The sequence below is a fragment of the Desulfovibrio legallii genome (assembly GCF_900102485.1).
GTDB classification, from domain to species: domain Bacteria; phylum Desulfobacterota; class Desulfovibrionia; order Desulfovibrionales; family Desulfovibrionaceae; genus Desulfovibrio; species Desulfovibrio legallii_A.
Genome location: NZ_FNBX01000011.1, coordinates 16,048 through 40,820, shown reverse-complemented (window position 1 = coordinate 40,820; position 24,773 = coordinate 16,048). Strand labels below are relative to the sequence as shown.

The 24,773-nt window shown below is 63.2% G+C and carries 35 protein-coding genes; 22 read left to right on the top strand and 13 right to left on the bottom strand.

Going from position 1 to position 24,773, the window contains the following annotated elements:
* Window positions 1–2 precede the first annotated feature (2 nt).
* The 22 genes from rpsC (at window position 3) to rplQ (ending at window position 11,187) form a co-directional block, all read left to right on the top strand.
* Window positions 3–641: a 30S ribosomal protein S3 gene (gene rpsC / locus BLS55_RS07855; RefSeq protein WP_092154066.1), complete on the top strand. Its 639-nt coding sequence runs from the start codon at window positions 3–5 to the stop codon at window positions 639–641.
* Window positions 642–643: 2 nt separating this feature from the next.
* The gene (rplP, locus tag BLS55_RS07850; RefSeq protein WP_092154064.1) at window positions 644–1,057 is read left to right on the top strand and encodes a 50S ribosomal protein L16; all 414 of its coding nucleotides are present in this window, start codon (window positions 644–646) and stop codon (window positions 1,055–1,057) included.
* Window position 1,058: 1 nt separating this feature from the next.
* Window positions 1,059–1,286: a 50S ribosomal protein L29 gene (gene rpmC, locus BLS55_RS07845; RefSeq protein WP_092154062.1), complete on the top strand. Its 228-nt coding sequence runs from the start codon at window positions 1,059–1,061 to the stop codon at window positions 1,284–1,286.
* 1 nt (window position 1,287) lies between these two features.
* Window positions 1,288–1,551, top strand: coding sequence for a 30S ribosomal protein S17 (rpsQ, locus tag BLS55_RS07840; RefSeq protein WP_092154060.1), 264 nt, complete (start codon window positions 1,288–1,290; stop codon window positions 1,549–1,551).
* 9 nt (window positions 1,552–1,560) lie between these two features.
* Window positions 1,561–1,929 carry a 50S ribosomal protein L14 gene (rplN, locus tag BLS55_RS07835; protein ID WP_092154058.1) on the top strand — a complete coding sequence of 123 codons (369 nt, stop codon included), beginning with the start codon at window positions 1,561–1,563 and terminating at the stop codon, window positions 1,927–1,929.
* Between the two features lie 9 nt (window positions 1,930–1,938).
* The gene (gene rplX / locus BLS55_RS07830) at window positions 1,939–2,271 is read left to right on the top strand and encodes a 50S ribosomal protein L24 (RefSeq protein WP_092154056.1); all 333 of its coding nucleotides are present in this window, start codon (window positions 1,939–1,941) and stop codon (window positions 2,269–2,271) included.
* 9 nt (window positions 2,272–2,280) lie between these two features.
* Window positions 2,281–2,820: a 50S ribosomal protein L5 gene (gene rplE / locus BLS55_RS07825; protein WP_092154054.1), complete on the top strand. Its 540-nt coding sequence runs from the start codon at window positions 2,281–2,283 to the stop codon at window positions 2,818–2,820.
* 10 nt (window positions 2,821–2,830) lie between these two features.
* Window positions 2,831–3,016: a type Z 30S ribosomal protein S14 gene (locus BLS55_RS07820; protein ID WP_092154052.1), complete on the top strand. Its 186-nt coding sequence runs from the start codon at window positions 2,831–2,833 to the stop codon at window positions 3,014–3,016.
* A gap of 109 nt (window positions 3,017–3,125) precedes the next feature.
* Window positions 3,126–3,506, top strand: a complete 381-nt coding sequence (gene rpsH, locus BLS55_RS07815; RefSeq protein WP_092154050.1) for a 30S ribosomal protein S8 — start codon at window positions 3,126–3,128, stop codon at window positions 3,504–3,506.
* Window positions 3,507–3,516: 10 nt separating this feature from the next.
* The gene (rplF, locus tag BLS55_RS07810) at window positions 3,517–4,056 is read left to right on the top strand and encodes a 50S ribosomal protein L6 (protein ID WP_092154048.1); all 540 of its coding nucleotides are present in this window, start codon (window positions 3,517–3,519) and stop codon (window positions 4,054–4,056) included.
* A 10-nt stretch (window positions 4,057–4,066) separates the two neighbouring features.
* Complete coding sequence (gene rplR / locus BLS55_RS07805) at window positions 4,067–4,426, top strand: 50S ribosomal protein L18 (RefSeq protein WP_092154046.1); 360 nt, start codon at window positions 4,067–4,069, stop codon at window positions 4,424–4,426.
* Window position 4,427: 1 nt separating this feature from the next.
* Entirely contained in the window at window positions 4,428–4,940 is a 513-nt protein-coding gene (gene rpsE / locus BLS55_RS07800; RefSeq protein WP_092154044.1) for a 30S ribosomal protein S5, read from the top strand.
* A 2-nt stretch (window positions 4,941–4,942) separates the two neighbouring features.
* A complete protein-coding gene (rpmD, locus tag BLS55_RS07795) occupies window positions 4,943–5,122 on the top strand; it encodes a 50S ribosomal protein L30 (protein WP_092154043.1) in 180 nt (59 codons plus the stop codon).
* Window positions 5,123–5,141: 19 nt separating this feature from the next.
* Complete coding sequence (rplO, locus tag BLS55_RS07790) at window positions 5,142–5,603, top strand: 50S ribosomal protein L15 (protein ID WP_092154041.1); 462 nt, start codon at window positions 5,142–5,144, stop codon at window positions 5,601–5,603.
* A gap of 136 nt (window positions 5,604–5,739) precedes the next feature.
* On the top strand, window positions 5,740–7,053 hold the full coding sequence (gene secY, locus BLS55_RS07785; protein WP_092154039.1) for a preprotein translocase subunit SecY: 1,314 nt from the start codon (window positions 5,740–5,742) through the stop codon (window positions 7,051–7,053).
* 16 nt (window positions 7,054–7,069) lie between these two features.
* On the top strand, window positions 7,070–7,864 hold the full coding sequence (gene map / locus BLS55_RS07780; RefSeq protein WP_092154037.1) for a type I methionyl aminopeptidase: 795 nt from the start codon (window positions 7,070–7,072) through the stop codon (window positions 7,862–7,864).
* Between the two features lie 146 nt (window positions 7,865–8,010).
* Entirely contained in the window at window positions 8,011–8,124 is a 114-nt protein-coding gene (gene rpmJ / locus BLS55_RS07775) for a 50S ribosomal protein L36 (RefSeq protein WP_005027799.1), read from the top strand.
* 15 nt (window positions 8,125–8,139) lie between these two features.
* Window positions 8,140–8,508 (top strand): 30S ribosomal protein S13, encoded by a 369-nt coding sequence (gene rpsM / locus BLS55_RS07770; RefSeq protein ID WP_092154035.1) that lies wholly within the window; start codon window positions 8,140–8,142, stop codon window positions 8,506–8,508.
* 127 nt (window positions 8,509–8,635) lie between these two features.
* Window positions 8,636–9,025, top strand: a complete 390-nt coding sequence (rpsK, locus tag BLS55_RS07765) for a 30S ribosomal protein S11 (protein WP_092154033.1) — start codon at window positions 8,636–8,638, stop codon at window positions 9,023–9,025.
* 43 nt (window positions 9,026–9,068) lie between these two features.
* Window positions 9,069–9,695 carry a 30S ribosomal protein S4 gene (gene rpsD / locus BLS55_RS07760; protein WP_092154031.1) on the top strand — a complete coding sequence of 209 codons (627 nt, stop codon included), beginning with the start codon at window positions 9,069–9,071 and terminating at the stop codon, window positions 9,693–9,695.
* A 12-nt stretch (window positions 9,696–9,707) separates the two neighbouring features.
* Window positions 9,708–10,751 carry a DNA-directed RNA polymerase subunit alpha gene (locus BLS55_RS07755; protein ID WP_092154030.1) on the top strand — a complete coding sequence of 348 codons (1,044 nt, stop codon included), beginning with the start codon at window positions 9,708–9,710 and terminating at the stop codon, window positions 10,749–10,751.
* Window positions 10,741–11,187 (top strand): 50S ribosomal protein L17, encoded by a 447-nt coding sequence (gene rplQ, locus BLS55_RS07750; protein WP_092154028.1) that lies wholly within the window; start codon window positions 10,741–10,743, stop codon window positions 11,185–11,187. Before BLS55_RS07755 ends, rplQ begins: the two co-directional genes overlap by 11 nt.
* Before the next feature lie 345 nt (window positions 11,188–11,532).
* On the opposite strand, the gene BLS55_RS07745 is transcribed toward rplQ, so the two are convergent.
* From BLS55_RS07745 to glyA, 13 genes are all read right to left on the bottom strand, one after another.
* Window positions 11,533–11,910, bottom strand: a complete 378-nt coding sequence (locus BLS55_RS07745) for a 4Fe-4S binding protein (RefSeq protein ID WP_092154026.1) — start codon at window positions 11,908–11,910, stop codon at window positions 11,533–11,535.
* 4 nt (window positions 11,911–11,914) lie between these two features.
* Complete coding sequence (locus tag BLS55_RS07740) at window positions 11,915–12,997, bottom strand: hydrogenase large subunit (protein WP_092154024.1); 1,083 nt, start codon at window positions 12,995–12,997, stop codon at window positions 11,915–11,917.
* Window positions 12,994–13,470, bottom strand: a complete 477-nt coding sequence (locus tag BLS55_RS07735; RefSeq protein ID WP_092154022.1) for an NADH-quinone oxidoreductase subunit C — start codon at window positions 13,468–13,470, stop codon at window positions 12,994–12,996. Before BLS55_RS07735 ends, BLS55_RS07740 begins: the two co-directional genes overlap by 4 nt.
* A gap of 18 nt (window positions 13,471–13,488) precedes the next feature.
* Window positions 13,489–14,043 (bottom strand): NADH-quinone oxidoreductase subunit B family protein, encoded by a 555-nt coding sequence (locus tag BLS55_RS07730; RefSeq protein WP_092154020.1) that lies wholly within the window; start codon window positions 14,041–14,043, stop codon window positions 13,489–13,491.
* A gap of 12 nt (window positions 14,044–14,055) precedes the next feature.
* A complete protein-coding gene (locus BLS55_RS07725) occupies window positions 14,056–14,907 on the bottom strand; it encodes an NADH-quinone oxidoreductase subunit H (protein ID WP_092154018.1) in 852 nt (283 codons plus the stop codon).
* A complete protein-coding gene (locus tag BLS55_RS07720; RefSeq protein WP_092154016.1) occupies window positions 14,907–16,862 on the bottom strand; it encodes an NADH-quinone oxidoreductase subunit 5 family protein in 1,956 nt (651 codons plus the stop codon). The genes BLS55_RS07725 and BLS55_RS07720 overlap by 1 nt, the downstream gene beginning before the upstream one ends.
* Before the next feature lie 489 nt (window positions 16,863–17,351).
* On the bottom strand, window positions 17,352–19,865 hold the full coding sequence (gene leuS, locus BLS55_RS07715; RefSeq protein WP_092154013.1) for a leucine--tRNA ligase: 2,514 nt from the start codon (window positions 19,863–19,865) through the stop codon (window positions 17,352–17,354).
* Window positions 19,866–19,882: 17 nt separating this feature from the next.
* The gene (nusB, locus tag BLS55_RS07710; protein WP_092154011.1) at window positions 19,883–20,377 is read right to left on the bottom strand and encodes a transcription antitermination factor NusB; all 495 of its coding nucleotides are present in this window, start codon (window positions 20,375–20,377) and stop codon (window positions 19,883–19,885) included.
* Between the two features lie 3 nt (window positions 20,378–20,380).
* The gene (gene ribH / locus BLS55_RS07705) at window positions 20,381–20,848 is read right to left on the bottom strand and encodes a 6,7-dimethyl-8-ribityllumazine synthase (protein ID WP_092154009.1); all 468 of its coding nucleotides are present in this window, start codon (window positions 20,846–20,848) and stop codon (window positions 20,381–20,383) included.
* A 60-nt stretch (window positions 20,849–20,908) separates the two neighbouring features.
* Window positions 20,909–21,586: a riboflavin synthase gene (locus BLS55_RS07700; protein ID WP_092154007.1), complete on the bottom strand. Its 678-nt coding sequence runs from the start codon at window positions 21,584–21,586 to the stop codon at window positions 20,909–20,911.
* Between the two features lie 143 nt (window positions 21,587–21,729).
* Window positions 21,730–22,878: a bifunctional diaminohydroxyphosphoribosylaminopyrimidine deaminase/5-amino-6-(5-phosphoribosylamino)uracil reductase RibD gene (gene ribD / locus BLS55_RS07695; RefSeq protein ID WP_092154006.1), complete on the bottom strand. Its 1,149-nt coding sequence runs from the start codon at window positions 22,876–22,878 to the stop codon at window positions 21,730–21,732.
* Window positions 22,871–23,362: a deoxycytidylate deaminase gene (locus BLS55_RS07690; RefSeq protein WP_092154004.1), complete on the bottom strand. Its 492-nt coding sequence runs from the start codon at window positions 23,360–23,362 to the stop codon at window positions 22,871–22,873. The genes ribD and BLS55_RS07690 overlap by 8 nt, the downstream gene beginning before the upstream one ends.
* A gap of 125 nt (window positions 23,363–23,487) precedes the next feature.
* Window positions 23,488–24,726 carry a serine hydroxymethyltransferase gene (glyA, locus tag BLS55_RS07685; RefSeq protein WP_092154148.1) on the bottom strand — a complete coding sequence of 413 codons (1,239 nt, stop codon included), beginning with the start codon at window positions 24,724–24,726 and terminating at the stop codon, window positions 23,488–23,490.
* Window positions 24,727–24,773 lie beyond the last annotated feature (47 nt).

The following is a 24,773-nucleotide window of genomic DNA, read 5'->3' as shown; positions in this document are numbered from 1 at the left end:
CTATGGGTCAGAAAGTACATCCGTTCGGGTTCCGGCTTGGGTACAACAAAAACTGGCAGTCCCGCTGGTTCAGCAAGAAGGAATACCCTGCCTTTGTCTACGAGGACAGCAAAATCCGCGCGTTCGTCAAGAAGCTCCTGTACCATGCAGGGCTTTCCAAGATTGAGATCGAGCGCGCCGGCGGCAAGGTACGGCTCATCCTGTCCACGGCTCGCCCCGGCATTGTCATCGGGCGCAAGGGTGTGGAAATTGAAAAGCTGCGCGCCGACCTGCGGCAGAAATTCGGCCGCGAGTTTTCGCTGGAAGTGAATGAAATCCGTCGTCCCGAAGTGGACGCCCAGCTGGTGGCCGAAAACATCGCCCAGCAGCTGGAGCGCCGCGTGGCCTTCCGCCGCGCCATGAAACGCACGGTTTCCATGGCCCGCAAGTTTGGCGGCGAAGGCATCAAGGTGACCTGCGCCGGACGCCTTGCCGGCGCGGAAATCGCCCGCACCGAATGGTACCGCGACGGCCGCGTGCCCTTGCAGACCCTGCGCGCCGATATTGACTACGGCTTTGCCGAAGCGCGCACCACCTACGGCATCATTGGCGTCAAGGTGTGGATCTATAAGGGTGAAATCCTTGACAAAGAGGTTGAATAGTAATGCTTGCGCCCAAAAAAGTTAAATACCGCAAGTGGCAGAAAGGCCGCCTGCGCGGCCTGGCCTCCCGCGGCGCCACCATTGCCTTCGGCGACATCGGCCTCAAGGCGGTGCAGCACGGGCACCTTTCCAGCCAGCAGATTGAAGCCGCGCGTATCGCCATGATGCGGCACATCAAGCGCGGCGGCAAGGTCTGGATCCGCATCTTCCCCGATCGCCCCGTGACGGCCAAGCCTCTGGAAACCCGTCAGGGTTCCGGCAAGGGCGCTCCCGTGGGCTGGTGCGCGCCGGTCAAGCCCGGCCGCGTGCTCTATGAGATCCGCGGCGTGAGCCTGGACCTGGCCCGCGAGGCGCTCACCCGCGCCGCGCACAAGCTGCCTGTGAAGACCGTTATCGTGCTGAGGGAGGGCCTGTAAGATGGCTGCCAAAAAGAAGACCGACGCCGCCAGGCCCGACGTTGCCGCCCTGCGCGCCATGAGCGCCGAAGAACTGCGCGGCAAGCTGGCTGAACAGCGCCAGGAAATGATGCACGCCCGCTTCAAGCACGCCATGGCCCAGCTTGAGAAAACTTCCGAGCTCAAGGTCATGCGTCGCCAGGTGGCGCGTATGGAGACCATTCTCAACGAAAAGGAACAGAGGGCGTAAGATGCACACTCTGGAAGATCGCAAGGGCAGAACGCTGACCGGCATCGTGGTGAGCGACAAAAACGACAAGACCATTGTTGTGCGCGTCGAAACCCTGGTCAAGCACCCGCTGCTCAAAAAGTATGTGAGGCGCCGCAAAAAGTTCACGGCTCATGATCCCATGAACGAATGCGGTATGGGCGACAAAGTCAAGATTGTGGAGTACCGTCCCCTGTCGCGCAATAAGCGCTGGCATCTGGTCTCCGTCATTGAAAAAGCCGTGTAGGGTAGCGCCATGATTCAGGTTGAGTCCACGCTTCAGGTCGCCGACAATTCCGGCGCCAAAAAGGTCGCCTGCATCAAGGTGCTGGGCGGTTCGCACCGCCGCTACGCCTCGGTGGGCGACGTCATCATGGTTTCCGTCAAGGAAGCCATGCCCCACAGCAAAGTGAAGAAGGGCGACGTGATGAAGGCCGTCATCGTGCGCACGGCCAAGGAAGTGCGCCGGGCCGACGGCAGCTACATCAAGTTTGACGGCAATGCCGCCGTGCTTTTGTCCAGCCAGGGCGAACCCGTGGGCACCCGTATTTTCGGACCCGTGGCCCGTGAGCTGCGCGCCCAGAACTTTATGAAGATTATTTCGCTGGCCCCGGAAGTGCTGTAGGAGACCGTCATGAAAACGTATCGCATCCGCAAGGACGACAAGGTGATGGTAATCGCCGGCAAGGACGCGGGCAAGATCGGCAAGGTGCTCAAGATCCTGCGCAAGAAGGACAAAGTGGTGGTGGAAAAGGCCAATCTGGTCAAGCGCCACATGCGTCCCAATCCTTATGCCCAGCAGCCCGGCGGCATCGTGGAGAAAGAGATGCCCATCCATGTCTCCAACGTCATGGTTGTGTGCTCCGCCTGCGGCAAGGCCACGCGCGTGGGCTATCGGACCATTGAGTCCGAGGGCAAGGAAAAGAAAGTGCGCTTTTGCAAAAAGTGCAACGAAGTCATGGAATAAGGTGAAACGATGACACGCCTTGAAAAGATATATAGAGAGAAGGTGGTTCCGGTACTGCAAAAGGAGTTCAGCTACTCCTCGTCCATGCAACTGCCCGGGATTGAAAAAGTCTCTCTGAACATCGGCCTGGGCGCGGCCAGCCAGAACAACAAGCTCATGGAAGAGGCCGTGGCGGAGCTTACCGCCATTGCCGGCCAGAAGGCTGTGGTGACCCGCGCCAAAAAGTCCATCGCCGCCTTCAAGCTGCGCGAAGGGATGCCCATCGGCGCGCGCGTGACCCTGCGCAAGGACCGCATGTGGGACTTTCTGGACAAGCTCATGAACTTCGCTCTGCCCCGCGTGCGCGACTTCCGCGGCATTCCCGACCGTGGCTTTGACGGGCGCGGCAACTTCACCCTGGGCATCAAAGAGCACACCATTTTCCCCGAGCTTGAGGTGGACCGCGTGGAAAACCCCAAGGGCATGAACATCACCATCGTCACCACGGCGGCCACGGACAAGGAGGGCAAGTTCCTTCTGGACCAGCTGGGCATGCCGTTCCGCAAGTAGGAGTCAAGCCATGTCCCGTACTTCTTTGGAAGTAAAGGCCAAGCGCAAGCCCAAGTTCAGCGCCCGCGCCTACAACCGCTGCCCGCTCTGCGGTCGGTCGCGCGCCTTCCTGCGCCAGTTCGGCGTCTGCCGTATCTGCTTCCGCAATCTTGCCCTCAAGGGCGATCTGCCGGGCGTGCGCAAGTCCAGCTGGTAGCACGGTTTTTCAGGACCGCCGCACGGCGGTCCGGGGCGCGCTGCGCGCGCCCGCGGGAAGTGGCGGCATGGGGCCGTCAACCCCGCCCCCAACCTCTCAGGAGCATTTCATGTTGACAGACCCTATTGCGGACATGCTCACCCGCATCCGCAACGCGCACCTGGCCCTGCATAAGGATGTGCAAGTGCCGCGCTCGAAAATGAAGGCAGCGCTGGCCGCCATCCTCAAGCAGGAAGGCTATGTGGAAGACGTGGCCCTGGACGAGAAGAACATCACCATCGCCCTGCGCTACGAAAAGGGCCGGCCCGTCATTACCGGGCTCAAGCGCGTGAGCACGCCCGGTCGCCGGGTGTATGTGGGCGCGCACCAGATCCCCAGGGTGCAGAACGGCCTCGGCATCTGCATATTGTCCACGTCCAGCGGTGTGCTGGACGGTATGACCGCCCAAGAGAAGAAAGTGGGCGGCGAACTTTTGTGCGAAATCTGGTAGGCGGTGCACCATGTCGAGAATAGGTAGACTGCCCATTCCCGTTCCCAATGGCGTTGACGTCAAGATCGGAACGGACGTTGTGGAAGTGAAGGGCCCCAAGGGCACGTTGTGCACCCCTGTCTGCCCCCTGCTCAAGTACGAACTGGCCGACGGCCACCTTACCCTTACCCGGGTGGACGACGAGCGGCAGACCCGCGCCCAGCACGGCCTGCGGCGCACGCTGCTCGCCAACTGCATTGAAGGCGTGACCAAGGGTTTTTCCAAGGGGTTGGAAGTCATCGGCGTGGGCTACCGCGTGGCGGTGAAAGGCAACCTCATCGAGCTTTCCGTGGGCTACTCCCACCCTGTGGTGGTGGATCTGCCCGAAGGCATCAAGGCGACGGTGGAAGGCCAGGTGCTGACCCTCTCCGGCATTGATAAGGAGCTGGTGGGCGAAATGGCCGCCAAGATCCGTCGCATCCGCAAGCCTGAGCCCTACAAGGGCAAGGGCATCAAGTATGTGACCGAGACCATCCGCCGCAAGGTGGGCAAGTCCGGCGGCAAGAAGTAGGGAGCGCGTCATGATCAACAGCAAGAACTCATCCCGGCAGCGCCGCAAGATTCGCATCCGCAAAAAGGTCAACGGCACGGCCGCACGGCCGCGTCTGGTGGTCTTCCGGTCCAACCTGCACATCTACGCCCAGATCGTGAACGACGTGGACGGCGCGACCCTGGCGGCCGCCTCCACCCTCACGCTGGCCAAAGCGGAACCGGGCCTGCACTGCAACCTGAGCGGCGCCCAACGTGTGGGCAAGGAAATTGCCCGCCTGGCCAAGGAAAAGAATATCAGTCAGGTGGTATTCGATCGCAACGGGTATCTTTATCACGGCCGGATCAAGGCCGTGGCCGACGGCGCCCGCGAAGGCGGCCTGGAGTTCTAGTATGCGTCAGGAAAATAGCGAAACCCAGCAGAACGAACTGGGCGAAATCGAAAAAATCGTTTCCCTCAACCGCGTGGCCAAGGTGGTCAAGGGCGGTCGCCGGTTCAGCTTCAGCGCCCTGGTGGTGGTGGGCGACGGCAAGGGGGGCGTGGGCTTCGGTCTGGGCAAGGCCCAGGAAGTGCCTGAGGCCCTGCGCAAAGCCACGGAACGCGCCCGCAAGAACCGCGTGCAGATCCCCCTGGTGGAGGGCACCCTGCCCTATGAGGTGCTGGGCCGCTTCGGCGCCGGGCGCGTCATGCTCAAGCCCGCCTCCGAAGGCACGGGCATCATCGCCGGCGGCGCTGTGCGCGCGGTGATGGAAGCCGTGGGCGTGCGCGACGTGCTGGCCAAAGCCATCGGCACCAACAACCCGCACAACGTGCTTCGCGCCACCATGCAGGGCCTGGGTGCCCTGCGCAGCGCGGCCGACGTCTCGGCCCTGCGCGGCAAGAAGCTGGAAGCTCCGAGGAAGTAGTCATGGCAGCAGAAATCAAGGTCAAACTGGTGCGCTCGCGCATTGGCGCAACGCCCGCGCAACGCAAGCTGCTGGACGCCCTGGGCCTCAAGCGTCGCGAAAAGGTCCGGACGTTCAAGGACACCCCGGCCATTCGGGGCATCATCGCCAAAGTTCCGCATATGGTGGCCGTCGTTGAATAACGGCCGGAGGACATAGACCATGCAACTGCACAATCTTTTTCCCTTTCCGGAAGAGCGCAAGACCCGCCGTCGCGTGGGCCGCGGCGCGGGTTCCGGTCTGGGCGGCACCTCGGGCAAGGGCCACAAGGGCCAGAACGCCCGTGCGGGCGGCGGCGTGCGCCCCGGCTTTGAGGGCGGCCAGATGCCCCTGCAGCGGCGTTTGCCCAAGCACGGCTTTAAGAACTATCTGTTCAAGGTGACCTACGACGTCATCAATCTGGACAGCCTCACCGCCGCCTTCGGCGAGCAGACGTCCATCACCCTGGACGACATTTACGCCCGCGGCCTGGCCCGCATGGGCGCGCCGGTGAAGGTGCTTTCGCGCGGGGATCTCTCCAAGGCCCTGACGGTGGAGGCCCACAAATTCAGCAAGGCCGCGGCGGAAAAAATCCGCCAGGCCGGCGGCAGCGTCAACGAGCTTGAGGCTGTTCCGGCGGAGTAAGGCTTTTGCGGATGACGAGAGAGCCGGGGTTTTCGTCCAGCCGGGCGAGGCCCCGGCCGCGCTGTGGCGCGGCGGTCTTCGGCCCGCTGCAAGGCCCCGGCGCAGCACCACAACGGGTTTTTACGGCAGGTGATACATGGCAGTAGGATCGGCAAATGTGACGGCAGGACAGGCCTCGCTGACCAAAAAGCTGGGCTGGACCTTCCTGATTCTGTGCTGCTACCGCATCGGCGTACATGTGCCGGTGCCGGGGGTGAACGCCTCGGCCCTGGCTTCGTTTTTTGAGAGCATGTCCGGCACGCTGTTCAGTCTTTTCGATATGTTTTCGGGCGGCGGGCTTTCCAACGTCTCGGTTTTTGCCCTGGGCGTCATGCCCTACATCTCGGCCAGCATCATCATGCAGCTTCTGCAGGTAGTCAGCCCGGACGTCAAGCGCATGGCGCGCGAGGAGGGCCAGGCGGGCCGCCGCAAAATAACCCAGTATACCCGCTACCTGACGGTGCTCATCACCCTGGTGCAGGGCCTGGGCATCGCCGTGGGCCTGGAAAACATGACCAGCCCTGCGGGCACGCCTGTGGTGCTGGCGCCGGGCTGGCATTTCCGCCTGGTGACCATGATTACCTTCACGGCGGGTTCCGTGCTGGTCATGTGGCTGGGCGAACAGATTACGGAGCGCGGCATCGGCAACGGCATTTCGCTGATCATCTTCTGCGGCATTGTGGTGGGCATCCCGCGCGGCATCATCCAGTCCGTGGCGCTCATTGAGGCCGGGGACATGAGCATCTTTATGGCCGTGGTCATTCTGGCCTTTATGGCGGCGGTGCTGGTGGCCATCGTGTTTGTGGAGCGCGCCCAGCGGCGCATCCCCATCAGCTACGCCAAGCGCCAGATCGGGCGCAAAATGTACGGCGGGCAGAATTCGCACCTGCCCCTGCGGCTGAACACGGCGGGCGTTATTCCGCCCATTTTCGCCTCTTCGCTGCTTTTGTTCCCGGCCACGATCGGCCAGTTTTCCACCAACCACTATGTGAAGCAGGCGGCGGCATGGTTTTCGCCCCACGGCGTGGCCTACAACGTGCTGTATGTGGCGCTGATGTTCTTCTTCTGCTACTTCTACACGGCCATTATTTTTGACCCCAAGGACATGGCCGAAAACCTGAAGAAGAACGGCGGCTTCATCCCCGGCATCCGGCCCGGAGACAGAACGCAGGAATATATTGATACTGTGCTTTCGCGGCTGACCCTCTCTGGGGGTATCTACATTTCCATTGTCTGCCTGCTGCCCATGTTGCTCATCAGCAACTTTAACGTGCCGTTCTACTTTGGCGGCACCAGCCTCCTCATCCTCGTGGGCGTGGCCATGGACTTCATGAATCAGGTGGAATCCCACATGATCTCCAGCCAGTACCAGGGCCTGATGGCCAAGGCGCGCAAGAGCGGCAGGCTCTAAGCGCGGATGGTGAATCATGAAGAAGTATCACGGCGCATTTATTAAGAATGAACGGGAAGTGGCCTGCCTGCGGGAAGCCAACCGCATGGTGGCCAACATTCTGGACGCCCTGGGCGCCATGGTTGCGCCCGGCGTGCCCACCATGCGCCTGGAAGAGCTGGCGCGCGACATGTGCGCCGATTACAAGGTGAAGCCCGCCTTTCTGGGCTACTGCGGCTATCCCTTTGCCCTCTGCTGCTCGGTCAACGAGCAGGTGGTGCACGGCTTTCCTTCTGAAACGCGCGTGCTGCAGGAAGGGGACATTGTGAGCGCCGACATGGGCGTGGTGTTTGAGGACTTTGTGGGCGACGCGGCGCGCACCTTCCCTGTGGGCCCGGTGAGCGAACCCGTGCGCAAGCTGCTCAAGGTCACGGAAGAAAGCCTCTATGTGGGCATTGAGCAGGCCAGGGCCGGCAACGACGTGTACAGCATCGGCGCGGCCGTGCAGGATTATGTGGAGGCCGCGGGCTTCAATGTGGTGCGCCGCTTTGTGGGCCACGGCGTAGGTTCGCGCATGCACGAAAAGCCCGAGGTGCCCAACTTCCGCCCCGGCATGAAGGGCCTGACCCTGCAGAACGGCATGGTCATCGCCATTGAGCCCATGGTAACCATGGGCACCTATGAAGTGGACATTCTGGACGACCAGTGGACGGCCGTAACCCGGGACGGCCAGTGGGCGGCCCATTTTGAACACAGTGTGGCCATCACCCCGGCCGGACCGCGCATCCTCAGCGTTTCGGACAAGGGGCTGAACCGGCACACCATTGTTTGATGGTTGACAGAATACCTAAAGCCGGATAAAGATTTCCGTTCCCGTCCCCATTTTCGTGGGGCGGCGGGCCGCCAGCGGCTGCGGCGGTCCGGGTTGTGCCGGCGGCTTTATCGGCCAACGCAATGGCTCGTATTGGGAGATGTAAAATGAAAGTAAGACCTTCCGTCAAGAAAATATGCCCCAAGTGTAAGGTGATCCGGCGCAAGGGAGTGCTTCGAGTTATCTGCGAAAACCCCCGGCACAAGCAGCGCCAGGGCTAGGGCAGGAGACGTACTGTGGCGAGAATAGCAGGTGTTGATTTGCCGCGCGGCAAACGGGTGGACATTGCGCTCACCTATATCTATGGCATCGGCCGCACCACGGCCCTGAAAATTCTGGACACCACCGGCGTCAACTGGGAGCGGAACATTGACGACCTCTCCGCCGACGAGGTGAACGAAATCCGTAAAGAGCTGGAGCAGCATTACAAGGTGGAGGGCGACCTGCGCCGCGATATCTCCAGCAACATCAAACGCCTGATGGACATCGGCTGCTACCGCGGCCTGCGCCATCGGCGCGGCCTGCCCAGTCGCGGGCAGCGCACCCACACCAACGCGCGCACCCGCAAGGGCCCCCGCCGCGGCGCTGTGGGCAAAAAGAAGTAAGTTTGGCGGTTGCGTCGGACGCAGTTTGTAAAGCGGACGCAGCGTAGAAGGCTGCCGTGAGGACGAACGGAATTTCCGCCGCCGCGCGGAGCATAATCTGAAAAGCTCCAGTCAGAGGGATTGCAGTATGGCCAGACCCAAAAAAGCGGTCAAAAAGAAGGAAAAGAAGAACGTGCCGGTGGGCATTGCGCACATTCAGGCTTCGTTCAACAATACCATCATCACGTTTACGGACACGCGCGGCAACGCCGTTTCTTGGGCCTCTTCGGGCCAGAGCGGCTTTAAGGGCTCCCGCAAATCCACGCCTTTTGCCGCCCAGGTGGCGGCGGAAACGGCGGCCCGCAAGGCGCAGGACAACGGCATGCGCACCGTGGGCATTTATGTGAAGGGCCCTGGCTCCGGTCGCGAGGCCGCCATGCGCGCCATTTCGTCCGTGGGCTTCAAGGTGGCCTTTATCCGTGACGTTACGCCCATTCCGCACAACGGCTGCCGGCCGCCCAAGCGCCGCCGCGTCTAGTCCGCCCGGGCGGACAGCGTAAAACCGCAAGAGGATCAGATTCATGGCCAAATATACCGAAGCCAAGTGCCGCATGTGCCGCCGCGAGGGCTGCAAGCTCTTTCTGAAGGGCGACCGTTGCTTTACCGACAAATGCGCCTATGACCGTCGCCCCTATGCCCCCGGCCAGCACGGCCGCGCCCGCAAGAAGGTGAGCGAATACGCGGTGCAGCTGCGCGAGAAGCAAAAGACCAGGCGCGCCTATGGCATGCTGGAGCGTCAGTTCCACACCTATTTTGAAAAGGCTGAAATGCAGAAGGGCGTTACCGGCACCAACCTGCTGGTAATGCTGGAGCGCCGCCTGGACAACGTGGTCTACCGCCTGGGCTTTGCCAACTCGCGCAACCAGGCGCGTCAGCTGGTGCGCCACGGCATTTTTACCCTCAACGGGCGCAAGGTGAACATCCCCTCCCTGCAGGTGCGGGTGGGCGACTCCATTGAGATTCCCGAAAAGAACCGCAAGATTCCCGTCCTGGCCGAAGCCCAGGAGGCCATCGCCCGCCGCGGTTGCCCGCCCTGGCTGGAAGCGGACGGCGCCGCCTTCAAGGGTACGGTCAAGGCTCTGCCGCAGCGCGACGAAATCCAGTTCCCCGTCAACGAGCAGCTGATCGTCGAACTTTACTCGAAATAACCGGGGGTTCGCATGCTTATAAAACAGGGCGAACGCCTTATCAACGCGCGAAACTGGTCCGAGCTGGTCAAGCCGGATCAGATCGTGCGCGAAGAAGAAACCGCCAGCGCCACCCACGGCAAGTTCATCTGCGAACCCCTGGAGCGGGGCTACGGTACCACCATCGGCAATGCCTTGCGGCGTGTGCTGCTCTCCTCCTTGCAGGGGTCGGCCTTTGTTTCCGTGAAGATTGCCGGGGTGCAGCACGAGTTCACCACCATCCACGGGGTGCTGGAGGACGTTACCGACGTCATCCTCAATATCAAGCAGGTGCGCCTGCGCATGGATACGGAGGAACCCCAGCGCCTGACCTTGCGGGCCTCCTCCCGCGGGCCGGTCCTGGCCGGGCAGATTGAGACCAACCAGCACGTCAGCGTGCTCAATCCTGATCTGCACCTCGCCACCCTCACTGAGGACGTGGACCTGGAAATGGAGTTTGAGGTCCGCATGGGCAAGGGCTATGTGCCCGCCGACATGCACGAGGGCCTGGACGACGAGATCGGCCTGATCCGTCTGGACTCCAGCTTCTCGCCGGTGCGCAAGGTGGCTTATACGGTGGAACAGGCCCGCGTGGGCCAGATGACCAACTATGACCGCCTGTTGTTGGAAGTGTGGACCGACGGCTCCCTGACGCCTGAGGACGCCATTGCCTACAGCGCCAAGATTATCAAGGACCAGATCTCCGTATTCATCAATTTTGATGAGCGGGTTTCCGGCGACATGCGCGACGGCAGCGGCGACAGCGGCGAGCTCAACGAGCATCTCTTCAAGAGCATTGACGACCTGGAGCTTTCCGTGCGGGCTACCAACTGCCTGCGCAGCGCCAACATTGCCCTGGTGGGCGAGCTGGTGCAGCGGACTGAGGCCGAAATGCTCAAGACCAAAAACTTCGGCCGCAAATCGCTGGACGAAATCAAGAGCGTGCTGCTGGATATGGGCCTCGACTTCGGCATGAAGGTCGACAACTTCGACAAGAAATATCAGGAATGGAAAAGGAAGCTGCAAAATGAGGCATAGCAATTCCGGAAGGAAACTTTCGCGCACGCCTGCGCACCGCAAGGCCCTGTTGCACAATCTCGCCAAGGCGCTGCTGCTCCACGGCAAAATCCGCACTACGGAAATGAAGGCCAAGGAACTGCGCCGGGTGGTGGAGCCCCTGATTACCCTTGCCAAGCGCAACGACCTGCACTCCCGTCGGCTGGCCTATCGGACGCTCAACGACCATGCCCTGGTCAAGCGGCTGTTCGACGAGATCGGCCCCCTGTTCGCCGGGGTGCCCGGCGGCTATACCCGCGTGCTCAAGCTGGCCATGCCCCGCAAGGGCGATAATGCCCCCATGGCTATCATTGAGCTTACGCGCAGCCTTGAGGCCGCTCCGGCCAAGGAAGCGGCCCCTGCCGTCGCTGCTCCCGCCAAGGAAGCCGCCCCGGCAGCGACTGAAAGCGACAAATAAACCTTGCCCCCGACGGGGGCCATTTGCGGAACTTTGGGTTCCGCACGATGCTGTAGCGTCCCCTGTTACCAGGGGACGCTTTTTTACGGCTTTAGCCAGGTGAGCGCACCAGTGCCTTAAGGCAGAACAAAAATCCTGACCACGCGGCCGCTACGAAATGTGCGAAAAATTCTGGACACTACCGACACTACCGGACACTACTCTGGACACTACCAAAGACGACAGCTGCCCAAGCGCCTGCGGTTTTCGGCGAGCGTAGCCGGAATCTGCCCCCTATGCCCCGACAAAGCCCCAGGCCGCCTTCGGGCGGCCTGGGGCAGTAGCTTCCGCAGTGAACTCGGCGGATTACTTTCCTTCAGCTTTGGCGGGGGCAGGCTTGGCCTTCTTGACGCGCGGCGTGCCCGCCCTGTGGACCACGAACTTGCTCACCGAAGGCTTGCGGTGGATGGGCTCCTGCAGCAGGCATTTGGTGGGGCATTTTTCCACGCAGGCGGAGCAATAGACGCAGAGGAAGGGATCATAGTTCCATTTGCCGCCTTTGGCGTCCACCACAATGGCCCCGGTGGGGCAGACGCGGGCGCAGGTGCTGCAAAAGATGCAGCGCTCCACCGCGTTGGTGATGACGCCCCGGTAATTGGCGAAGGGTTCGCGCTCCTCCAGGGGGTAAAGCCTGGTGGCCGGCTTGGCGGACAGATTGCGCAACACGTTGGGAAGCATATACATGGCGCTACCTCTCGGTGCAGGAAATGCACGGGTCGATGCTCAGCACGATCACCGGCACGTCGGGCAGTTTGCAGCCCGGCAGCATGTGCAGCAGGGCAGGAATATTGGCGAAAGTGGGCGTACGCACGCGCATGCGCTCCAGGTTTTTGGTGCCGTTGGCCCGGATGTAGTAGAAGAGCTCGCCGCGGGGCTGCTCCACGCGGAAGACGGATTCGCCATCGGGGTTGCCGGGCGTTTTGACCGTAAGCTCGCTTTCCGGCAGGCGGTTCAGGGCCTCGCGGATGAGCTCAATGGCGTGCAGCACCTCAAAGAAGCGCACCTTGGCGCGGGCGTAACAGTCGCCGTCCGGCTCCACCACGGGGATGAAGTTCAGGTCTTTGTAGGCGGCGTAGCCGTGCATGCGCTCGTCGATTTCCCAGCCGCTGCCGCGCAGGGTGGGGCCGGCCGCGCCCAGCAGGCGGGCGTCTTCCTTGCTCAGGTAGCCGATGCCGCGGGTGCGCTCCTGCACGGTGTAGTCGTCCAGCATGGTGCGGGTCAGCTCGCGCATGCCGGTTTCCAGCTCGTCCAGGCGGCCGAGCATCCAGCGGATCTGGTCCGGGTTGAGGTCGCGGCGCACGCCGCCCACCACGTTGACTGAAAGGATGACGCGGTTGCCCGCCGTGGCTTCACAGATGTCCATGACGTGCTCGCGGATGCGCCAGAACTGCTGGAAGACGCTCTCAAAACCAAAGGAATCCGCAAACAGCCCGAGCCAGAGCAGGTGGGAGTGGATGCGGTGCAGCTCGGACCAGACCACCCGCAAGAACTGCGCGCGGGGCGGGGCCGTGATGCCCATGAGGTCCTCAATGGCGTTGCAGTAGCAGTTGGCGTGGATGCAGGAACAGATGCCGCAGATGCGCTCCACCACAAAGACCATCTGGTTGTAGTCCTTGACGCGCACCAGGCTTTCCAGCCCGCGGTGCACAAAGCCGAGCTGGGGCACGGCCCCCACCACGGTTTCGTCTTCCACCACAAACTTGATGTGCAGCGGCTCGGGCAGCACCGGGTGCTGCGGCCCGAAGGGGATGACGGTGGTGCGGTTGCTCATGCCTGCTCTCCTTTGGGGGCCGCGTCGGCGGCTCCGGCCTTGGCCCCAGGGGCGCGCCGCACGGTGGTCATGGTGAAGTAGGGGGCGTGGGTCACCTCGCCTTCCAGATACATGCCGCCCTGGTAGTCCAGGGGCAGGCCCGCAAAACGCACGCCAAACTGGTCCTGGGTTTCGTTTTCAATGAGCACGGCGCAAAAGTAGACGGGCGTGATGCTGGGGATGGGGGCGTCCTTGTTCACGTCCATGCGCAGATGGACCATGCCTTTGGCGTCCTCCGGCTCCCACACGCACAGCTCGGCGTTGTGGCGCAGGTCGGTCATGGTAAGGTTTTCGTCAAAGTGGTAGTAGAGCCGCAGGGTGTTTTCGTCCACCACGGTCTGCGACATAGTCACGAAACGGTATTTTTTGTTGGCCAGTTGCTGCACTTCGCTGAGCAGCGTTTCCGGCGTAACTTCCTTGGCTTCAAAAAGCATGGCGCAATCCTTCGGGCCTTAGCCCGCGTTTTGCAGTGGCTGGTCTTCGGCCTTGGGGGCGGCCGCTTCCGCGGGCGCGGGCGGGGCATTATCCTCATCGCCGGGCATGCGGGTGGGCTCCGGGGTGGGGCCCATGCCCATTTTGGCCTGGAGCACGCCCAGGGCCTGCACCACGCCGTCGATAATGGCTTCGGGCTTGGGCGGGCAGCCGGGCACAAAGACGTCCACGGGGATGACGGTGTGCGCGCCGTTGAGCACGTTGTACGTATCCTTAAACACGCCGCCCGAAAGGTTGCACGCGCCGATGGAGACCACGGCCTTGGGTTCGGGCATCTGCTCGTAGATCTGCTGCAGCACATGGCGGTTACGGTGGTTCACCGTGCCGGTGACCAGCAGCACGTCCGCGTGCTTGGGGTTGCCGGTGTTGACCACGCCGAAGCGCTCCACATCGTAGAGCGGCGTGAGGCAGGCCAGAACCTCAATATCGCAGCCGTTGCAGGAACCGCAGTCAAAATGCACGATCCACGGAGACTTAAGCCGGCTCCGCTTGATCATTTTATCGACAAATCCCATTTTCCCGCCTCCTTACGCAACGTACAGCCACAAAAGGTTTACCAGGGCCAGCCCCATGCCCAGCAGCAGGGACTTTTTCTGCACCATCCACTGCCAGGTAAGCCGGGCCGTGATGTTGTCGATGACGATTTCCGTAAACAGGGATGCGGCCACCAGAATGGCCATGCCCACCACGCTGGTGTGCCAGAACATGGCGCACAGCCCCAGGATGAGCACCAGGTCCAGCCAGTGGGCCACCTCAATGACCGCCAGGAAGGGCCCGGAGTATTCAGTCTGCACGCCGCGCACCAGCTCCTGATGGCCGTGGTGGCTGGCCGCGATGTCGAAGGGCGATTTGCGCAGCTTGATGGTCAGGGCGTAGCCCAGGGCCAGGAAGAGCAGGGGCATCTTGAGCAGCAGGGGTTCCTTGAGGCTGAAAACGTCCGCCAGGGAGAAGGAGCCCGTGCACATGGCAAAGCCCACAAAGACCAGGATGAGGATGGGCTCATAGGCCAGCATAAGCAGCAGCTCGCGCTGCGCGCCCACGTTGCTGTAGGGCGAGGGCACGCAGATGGCACCTACCACCTGAAAGACCGCGCCCACCGAAAGCACGAAGAAAAGCAGCAGCAGGTCGCCGCCCATAAAGAAGATGAACAGGGCCAGCGCCGAGGCAATGAGCGTGATGTAGGCGCAGAAGACCAGCCAGGCGTTGGTGACCTTGGCCTCCTTGCCCACAAGTTTGAGGATGTCGTAGAAGGGCTGCAACAGGGGCGGCCCCACGCGCGACTGCATGCGCGCCGTGAGGCGTCTGTCCACACCGGTAAGCAATCCGCCCGCCAGGGGCGACAAAAGCAGGCCGCCGAGAGCGCCGAGGATGGAAAGCATCAGAGCAGACCTCCTATGAGAACGATCAGAAACGCCGTGGAAATGATGTCTATGCCCCTGGTGATGGCGCCTTCGCCGAAGTACTGGGAAAGGTAGAAGTTAGCCACCCGTACCGGCTCAAAGACGTTCATGGGGCCCTTGAAGCCCACCTGGCCGTCCTTCCGCTGCATCAGGCCGGAGAAGTAGGGCTCGGCATGGGCCTTGTCCGGCACTTTGCGGGCTGCGCGCCAGGCCAGCCACGCGCCTGCGGCCAGCAGGATGAAGAGCAGGTAGATCCAGCCGAAGCCCGCCGCGCCCGTAAGGGAAGCGCCGGGGATAAAGCCCTCGCCGTGCAGGTTAAAGCGGGCATAGACGCCGGCCACGGAGGGCTCCACAAAGGTCTTGAGCACCAGCGGCGCAATGAAGGAGAAAATAAGCGCCAGCCCGCAGAGCACCCGCAGGGCGAACATGATGGAGGGCCGGGTATCGCCGGGCTGCGCGCGCTCGTGCAGGTTGGCCGAAGAAACGATGACGCCGGCCCAGCGCGCCCAGAAGAGCACGGTGAAGGCCGAGCCCAGGGCCACAAAGAAGACGATGGGCGTCATGGCCTGGGTGGCGCGGGCAATGGCTTCAATGGCCATCCACTTGCCGATGAGCATGCCAAAAGGCGGCAGCATCATGGTAAAGATGCCGATGACCGTGATGACGGCCGTGCGCGGCATCCTGCCGTACAGGCCGCGCATGTCTTCAATATCGCGCGAGCCGATGCGCTGCTCAATGGTGCCCACGCACATGAAGAGCAGGCCCTTGGAAACGGAGTGGTAGATGATGATGGTGGTGGCCGCCATCATGGAGGCCGCGGTGTTGATGCCCACACAGGCGATGATCAGGCCCAGATTGGCGATGGTGGAATAGGCCAGAATTTTTTTGGCGTTGCTTTGGCTTACGGCCAGGATGCAGGTGGCCACAAAGGTGAATGCGCCAAACAGCGCCACAATGGTGGACATGGTGGTGTCGGCAAAGGCCGGGGCCATGCGCAGCAGAAGGTAGGTGCCCGCCTTGACCATGGTGGCCGAGTGGAGCAGGGCGGAGACCGGCGTGGGCGCCACCATGGCCCCGCAGAGCCAGCTTTCAAAAGGCACCTGGGCGGATTTGGTAAAGGCAGCTACGCAGAAGAAGGCAAAGGGCAGCAGCATGGCCGTGCTTTTCACGTCCATGGCGGTCATCTTCTGCAGCACCAGCTCCGTGGAAAGGGTGCCCAGGCTTTTCTGAATGAAGAGCATGGCCGAGACAAAGGCCAGGCCGCCCAGCACGTTCATCCACAGGGCGCGGTAGGCGTTGGTTTTGGCTTCTTCGGTCTGATCGTGCCCGATAAGCAGGAAGGAGCAGAGGGTGGTCACCTCCCAGAAGAAAAACATCCAGGCGAGGTTGTTGCAGAGCACCAGGCCGTTCATGGCCCCCAGGAAGCAGAAAATAATGGCGAAGAAGCGCGGCTTGCGCGAGACGCGCAGGTGCAGGTGCTCTTCATGCACGTCCATGTAGCCGAGACCGTAAATGGTAATAAGGCCGCCCACCACAGAAATGATGATGACCATGATGAGGGAGAGGCCGTCAGGGGCAAAGGCCACGATGGGCGCTTCCCCTTCCGGCAGCGCAAATTTGAGGTAGAGCAGGCCTGCCAGCTGCAGCACGGTCATGCCCATGACCAGCCGGCTGCCCAGCTTCCAGCCGATGCCCAGAATGTAGAGCAGCAGCAACAGGTCAAGAACGCTGAAGAGCGTGTCCAGCGGAATGCCGAACAGGGTTTCGGCCTCCAGGCGAAACGCCCCGTTGGCCCCCAGGATGACGGCGGCAAGCGCCATGACCGTCACGGCTGCAGGCACAAGAAGTTTGCGACAGCCGTCGCTTTGTGTGAAATAAAGCGCAATGGCCACAATAAAGGGCAGCACAACGCAACAAAAGACAAGTAAGCTCATGATAGTTGCCCCATTACCCTAGTAGTTGTGAAAACATTCACCTAATCCAGACCTTCTCACAACCTGTAACACGCATCCTCCTTATAAAAATTGGTGCATATGAGTACCAAATGGAGTAGCGCAACGGCTGCACCGCGTCAATGGGCAGGAAAATTTTCACAGATTGTTTGTCTGATGAATTTCATTGCAGTTTACTTGTAATAAAATTTATTAAATCGTGTTACCTCGGCATGCGGCCGTAAAAAAGCCCCGGCCAAGGCCGGGGCTGTGCTGTTGCAAAAGGCGCGCTGACGCCCGCTGCAGAGGCGCGGGCGCAGTGGTGTCGCCATAAGGCCGGAGCGGGCGTGTTTTGCAGCCTTTGAGGATATGCGGCCTCAAAGTTTGCGGCACGCTCGTTTCGGCGCTTAACAGCGCAAATAAATTGCGCTTACGCCTCCATAGCGGGCGTCTGCCCACGCAGCCGCCAGGGCATTTCAACTTTGAAAGGTCCTAGTTGGCCACGATATTGACCAGCTTGCCCGGCACCACCACTACCTTGCGTATGGTGAGGCCGGCCGTATGGCGCTGCACGGCGGGGTCCGCCAGGGCGGCCTGCTCCAGGGCCGCTTTGTCCGCGCCGGCCGGGGCCTGTACGGTGCCGCGCAGTTTGCCGTTGACCTGCAGGGCCACGGTAACCATGTCCTGGGCCGTGGCTGCCGCGTCCCACTGGGGCCAGGCCTGGCCCGCCAGGGCGTCGGCGTGGCCCAGGCGCTCCCACAGCTCTTCGCAGACGTGGGGGGTGATGGGCGCGAGCAGGGTCAGCACTGTGGCCATGGCGGAAGAGAAAACCCGCCGCTCGCCTTCGCTGCGGCCCATTTTTTCGCGGGCCAGGTACATGGCGTTGACCAGCTCCATAACGGCGGCAATGGCCGTATTGCACTGGAAGCGTTCGCCCATGTCCTCCCCGGCTTTTTTGACCGTAAGGTGTTCGCGGCGGCGCAGATCGCGGGTCTCCTGGGTTTGCGCGTCCCGGGCCGTGGCCTCGCAGGCCTTGAGGGGCAGAAGGCGTTCCCGCTCCTCCATAAACAGCCGCCAGACCCGCCCGATAAAGCGCGAGGCCCCTTCAATGCCCGAATCGGACCAGTCGAAATCCCGTTCCGCCGGGGCGGCAAACAGGCAGAACAGCCGCACCGTGTCCGCGCCGTATTTGGCGATCATCTCCGAAGGGGCCACCACGTTGCCCTTGGATTTGGACATCTTGCCGCCATCTTTCAGCACCATGCCCTGGGTGAGCAGCTTGGCAAAGGGTTCGTCCAACCCGGCAGGGAAAAAGCCCAGGTCGCGCAAAACCTTAGTGAAAAAGCGGGAATAGAGCAGGTGCAAAATGGCGTGTTCCACGCCGCCGATGTACTGGTCCACGGGCAGCCAATAGCTGAGCGCGGCGGGGTCAAAGGGGGCTGCCGTATTGCGGGCGCTGGTGTAGCGGGCGAAATACCAGGAGGACTCCACAAAGGTGTCCATGGTGTCGGTTTCCCGCCGGGCCGGGCCGCCGCAGCGTGGGCAGCGGCACTGGGCGAAGGCCGGGGTCTCCGGCAAGGGGGAGCGGCCGTCCTCGCGGATTTTTACGTCCATGGGCAGGAGCACAGGCAGGTTTTCTTCCTTTTCCGGCACCACGCCGCACTGCTCGCAGTAAACCACCGGGATGGGCGCGCCCCAATAGCGCTGGCGCGAGATGTTCCAGTCCCGCAGGCGGAACTGGGTGGTGGCGCGGCCTTTGCCTTCCTTTTCCAGGGCGGCGGCCACGGCGGCCTTGCCTTCCACATTGGGCAGGCCGTCAAAGGGGCCGGAGGCCGTCATAACGCCTTCGCCGGTGAAGGCCTCGCAGAGGCCTTCGGCCTGCAGATCCTCCCCTTTGGGGCAGATGACCACCTTGACGGGCAGGCCGTATTTGCGGGCAAATTCAAAGTCGCGCTGGTCGTGGGCGGGCACGCCCATGACCGCGCCGGTGCCGTAGTCCGCCAGCACAAAGTTGCCCAGCCACAGGGGCACGCGCGCACCGGTAAAGGGGTGCAGGGCATAGGCCCCGGTGAAGACGCCTTCCTTCTCCAGAGTTTCGGACTGTCGGTCCAGTCGGTCCATATTGCGGATGCGCTCCACAAAAGCGCGCACTTGGTCGGCCTGCGGCTGCCCGGCGATGAGCTTTTCCACCAGGGGGTGCTCCGGGGCCAGGGTCATGAAGGTCACGCCGAAGAGCGTGTCCGGCCTGGTGGTGAAAACCTCCAGACTGGCCGCGCCTTCCACGGGTTTTTCCAGGGCAAAGGCAACGGCCGCGCCCGTGGATTTGCCTATCCAGTTGCGCTGCATGGCCAGCACGCGTTCCGGCCAGCCGCCCTCCAGCTTCTGCAGGTTTTCCAGCAGCTCATCGCCGTAAGCCGTGATTTTGAGGAACCACTGGGTCAGATCCTTCTGGACCACGCGGCTGTCGCAGCGCCAGCACAGGCCGTCGATAACCTGCTCGTTGGCCAGCACCGTGTGGCAGGAGGGGCACCAGTTCTGCGGGGCCTTTTTGCGGTAGACCAGGCCCTTTTCCAGCAGGCGCAGAAAGAACGTTTGCTCCCAGCGGTAGTATTCCGGCCGGCAGGTGGCGATTTCCCGCGCCCAGTCGTAGGAATAGCCCAGGCGCTTGAGCTGGGCGCGCATATTGGCGATGTTGTCGTAGGTCCAGGCGGCGGGGTGGGTGTGGTGCTTGATGGCCGCGTTTTCCGCCGGCAGGCCGAAGGCGTCCCAGCCCATGGGGTGCAGCACGTTGTAGCCCTGCATGCGGCGGCTGCGCGCCACTACGTCGCCGATGGCGTAGTTGCGCACATGGCCCATGTGGATGTTGCCCGAAGGGTAGGGGAACATTTCCAGAACATAGTACTTGGGCTTGTCGCTTGCGTCGCTGCAGGCAAAGGCGTTTTCCGCCTGCCAGCGGGCCTGCCATTTCTCTTCAATTGCTTGCGGATTATAGCGTTCGTGCGTCATGGGCGTACCACAGAAGGTCAGACGGACGGGGCGGGCGAAGGGGCTTCCCCGGAAGGGCTTTCCAGGGTCTTGGCCACGGCGTCCAGAATGCCGTTGATAAAGTTTTTGGCGGTATCCGCGCCGTATTCCCGGCTCAGCTCCAGGGCCTCGTTGATGGCCACCTTGGGCGGCACGTCGGGGCGGAAGAGCATCTCATAAACTGCCAGCCGCAGCAGGGTCAGTTCCACCCGCCCCATGCGGTCCAGCCGCCAGTTGCGGGCGTGGCGGGCAATGGCTGCATCCAGGCGCTCCTGCTCCCGCCAGACGCCCTCCACCAGCTCCCAGGCGAAGCCTGAGGGCGCGTCCGCCGTTGCGGCGTCCTCGGCCGGGGCTTCCGGGGCGGCGTCGGGCGAGCGGCGGAACTGGCGGCGCAGCTCCGCGGCGCTGGCGGCCGGGCTGAAAGAGAGGCCGTAGAGCACCTGAAAGGCCTGGGCCCGCTCGCCGTGGCGGGTGGCGTTTTTACCTTTGGCCATGGGCTACAGCTGCTCCAGCACGCGGACAGTTTCCAGCATGGCGGCGGCGGCTTCCGCCCCCTTGTTGCCCGCCTTGGCCCCGGCGCGCTCAATGGCCTGTTCAATACTGTCGCAGGTCAGCAGGCCGAAACCGATGGGTGTGCCCGCCTGGAGCATGGCCTGGGCAATGCCCTTGGTGGCTTCGGCGCAGACGTAGTCAAAGTGCGGGGTGCCGCCACGGATGACCGCGCCCAGGGCCAGCACGCCGTTGTAGCGGCCGCTCTGGGCCAGCTTCTGGCAGACCAGGGGCATCTCAAAGGCCCCAGGCACGCGTACCAGGGTGATGTCCTCCCGGTTTGCGCCGTGGCGCTCCAGGTAGTCCAGCGCGCCGCTGATGAGCCGGTCCACGATAAAGTCGTTGAAGCGCGCGGCCACCATGGCCACTTTCAGGCCCTTGGCGTCCAGCTGCCCGGCGATGGTGTGTACTGTCATGGTCACTCCCGTACTTGCTTCAGGGGATGCGCCCCGGCGCAGGGCAGGGGCGCGCAAAAATCAGATAAAGCCGTTGCGCAGCAGCAGCTCGCGGGTCACGCCCGCGCCGTCCGCCGTGGCGTCCGCGTCCGGGGGGGCGGAAGCCGCGGCGGGCATGCAGAGCACGCGCCGCACATATTTGCCGATGAGGTCCGTTTCCATATTCACCCGCGTGCCGGGCCGCCAGAGGCGCATACTCGTGCGCTCGCGGGTATCGGGGATAACGTTGACCTCAAGGAAATCCGAACCGCAATCATTGACCGTTAAACTGATGCCGTCAAGGGCTACGGACCCCTTGGGGATGACTTCCGGCGCGAACTCCGGCGGAAAGCGCAGGCGGCAGCGCAGGGACTGCCCCACGGCGCGCACTTCCAGCACTGTGGCGATGCCGTCCACATGCCCGCTCACCAGGTGGCCGCCCAGGCGATCGCCCAGGGCCAGGGCCCGCTCCAGATTGACCCGCTCGCCCGTCCGCAGCGCGCCCAGGGTGGTGCGGGCCAGGGTCTCCGCCGAGGCGTAGGCCGTGAAGGTTTCGTCCGTAAACGTTTCTACCGAAAGGCAGGCCCCGTTGACCGCAATGGATTCGCCCGCCACAAGCTGCGGCAGGGCGAACAAGGGCCGCAGGCGCAGACGGCACTCTGCGCCTGCACGGCGCAGTGCCGCCACCTCGCCTTCGCCTTGCACCAGACCCGTGAACATGGTTGTATTCCTGAGGAGATAATGGTGTTTTTGTGTGCCCCCAGGCTCCATGCCTGCGAAAACTTCTTTCGCGCCCGGCCGCGGGCGGGGCAAGCTCCGCTGGGGAAAGGGCGGGGCGTTCCGCTCGTCTGCCGGTCTTCCGCTCAGGGCAGCAGCGTGTCCAGGGGCTGCAGGCGGATGTGCACGTCCCCGCCGCAGATGTCCGTGCGGCTCACGCGCAGGCGCAGGGCCTCGTCCAGGCTCAGGGGCGCGCGGCCGGAAAACAGGGGATGGGCGTCCGCGTCGCCCAGGATTATGGGGGCCAGGTGCAGGCGGAAGTCGTCCACCAGCCCGGCTTCCAGCAGGCTCAGGGCCAGGTGCCCGCCGCCCTCGCAAAGCACATAGGGGCAGTGCAGATCTTCCCACACCAGGCGCAGCAGCCCGGCAAAGTCCGGCCCGCCGCCCTGCGTGCGCGGCCCCAGGGCCAGCACGCGGCAGCCTTTTTCCCGCAGGGCCTTGGCCGTGGTGGAGGCCGCCGCCGCCGGCGAGGCCATAAAAATGGTCTGCCCCGGCCGTTCCTTAAGCAGATAAAAGTCCGCATCAGGCTGGGGCAGGCGCGAGGTCAGCACGCAGGCCAGAGGTTGCGGGGCCTGGCCCTCGGCGCCGTGTACGGTAAGGCGTGGATTGTCCGTCCTGAAGGTGCCGCCGCCGATAAGCACCGCCCCCCCGCACTGGCCCAGCCCCGCGCGCAGGCGCTGCACCTCCTGCCGGGAGGGCTCGGAGCTGATCCACTGGGATTGCCCCTTGCGGGTGGCAATGCGGCCGTCCAGGGTGGCGGCCATCTTGAGGATGACGTAGGGCCGCCGCCTAGTCTGCCAGACCAGAAAATCCGCCACCAGGTCGCGGCATTCCTGCGCGCACACGCCTTCCACCACTTCCAGCCCGGCTTCGCGCAGGCGGCACGCGCCGCCGCAAGCCACGGGGTTGGGGTCGCTCAGGCCCACCACCAGTTTTTTGATGCCGGCCTCGCGCACGGCCGTGGTGCAGGGCGGGGTTTTGCCCTGGTGGCAGCAAGGCTCCAGGGTGACCACCAGGGTGCAGTCCGCCGGGTCCACGCCGTGGGCGCGGGCGTCCTTAATGCAGGCCACTTCGGCATGGTCCTCGCCTGCGGCGTGGTGCCAGCCCCGGGCCGCCACCCGGCCTTCGCGCACCAGCACGGCCCCCACAGTGGGGTTGGGGCAGGCTTTCCAGCGGCCCCGCTCGGCCAGGGCTATGGCCTCGCGCATGAAGGGGGCGTAATCCAGTTCAGACATCTGGGTCTTCTCCGGTTTGGGCGCTGACCACGGGGGGGACGAAGGGCAGCTGTTCCACAAGAACCCCGGCCTCGCGCAGCATCTGCGCGGCCAGGTTGTCGGGGTAGTCCTCCGCATAGAGGATATGCCGAACGCCGCAGTTGATGAGCATTTTGCTGCACAGCACGCAGGGGTGCGTGGTGCAGTAGAGTTCCGCGCCGCGGATATTGATGCCGTGCACCGCGGCCTGGATGATGACGTTCTGCTCCGCGTGCAGGCCGCGGCAGATTTCGTGCCGCTGCCCGGAGGGGATGCCCAGCTGCTCGCGCAGGCAGCCCACTTCCAGGCAGTGGGGCACCCCGGCCGGAGCGCCGTTGTAGCCCGTGGCCAGAATGCGCTTGTCCTTCACCAGCACCGCGCCCACCCGGCGGCGCAGGCAGGTGGAGCGCCCGCTCACCAGGTAGGTGATGTTCATGAAGTATTCGGGCCAGGGCATGCGTGGCATAAGAACCCCTGCAAGGATTGCGGCCGGAAAAAACCGGCCAGGATGCCGCCGCGCGCGGGCGCAATGCAAGGGCGGCCCGGCTGCGAGGCTACGCCGCCGGGTCGCCGTCAGGCTGTGCGGCGGGCTTACCAGGCGAACAACGGGAAGGCCCGGGCAAATTCCTCCACCCGCGTGCGGATGTTTTCCAGTGCGGCGGGTTCGTTGCGTTTTTCCAGGGCTTCCACAATGAAGCCGCCCACCAGGCGCATGTCGTCTTCCTTCATGCCGCGGGTGGTCAGGGCCGCCGAGCCCAGGCGCACGCCCGAGGTCACAAAGGGCGAGCGGGTTTCAAAGGGCACGGTGTTTTTGTTCACCGTAATGCCCGCCTTGTCCAGAGCCTGTTCGGCGTCTTTGCCGGTAATATCCTTATTGGTCAGGTCCACCAGCATGAGGTGGTTGTCCGTGCCGCCGGAAACCAGGTTGTAGCCCGCTTCCGTGAGGCAGCCGGCCAGGGTTGCGGCGTTCTGGATGACCTGAAGCTGGTATTTTTTGAAGGCCGGGCGCAGGGCCTCGCCAAAGGCCACGGCCTTGGCCGCGATGACGTGCATGAGCGGGCCGCCCTGGATGCCGGGGAAAATCTGGCTGTTGAGGGCTTTGCCCATGTCTGCGCCGGAAAGGATCATGCCGCCGCGCGGGCCGCGCAGGGTTTTGTGCGTGGTGGTGGTGGTGATCTGGGCGTAGGGCAGGGGGCTCTGGTGCAGACCTGCGGCCACCAGACCGGCAATGTGGGCCATATCCACCACCAGGGTGGCACCCACCTCGTCGGCGATCTGGCGGAAGCGCGCAAAGTCTATGGCCCGGGGGTAGGCGCTGGCGCCCGCCACAATGGCCTGCGGCTTGTGCTCGCGGGCCAGGGCGGCCACCTGGTCGTAGTCGATGCGGCCTGTTTCGCGCTCCACGCCGTAGGAAACCACATGGAAGAGGCGGCCGGAGAAGTTTACGGGGCTGCCGTGGGTCAAATGCCCGCCGTGGGAAAGATTCATGCCCAGAATGGTGTCGCCGGGCTTCATGAAGGCCAGATAGGCGGCCATGTTGGCCTGGGAGCCGGAGTGCGGCTGCACGTTGGCGTACTGGCAGTCAAAAAGTTTTTTGGCGCGGTCCAGGGCCAGGGTTTCGGCCATGTCCACATATTCGCAGCCGCCGTAGTAGCGCTTGCCGGGGTAGCCTTCGGCGTACTTGTGGGTCAGCACGCTGCCCTGGGCCTGGCGCACGGCAGGGGAGACAAAGTTTTCCGAGGCGATGAGTTCCAGTTTGCTGACCTGACGGTTGGACTCCAGAATAATGGCCTGGGCCAGTTCCGGGTCTTGGAGCAGGATTTCGTCCATGAGCGCTTCCTTGTGTTTGGCGGCGGCCGGAGCGTCCGGCCGCATGT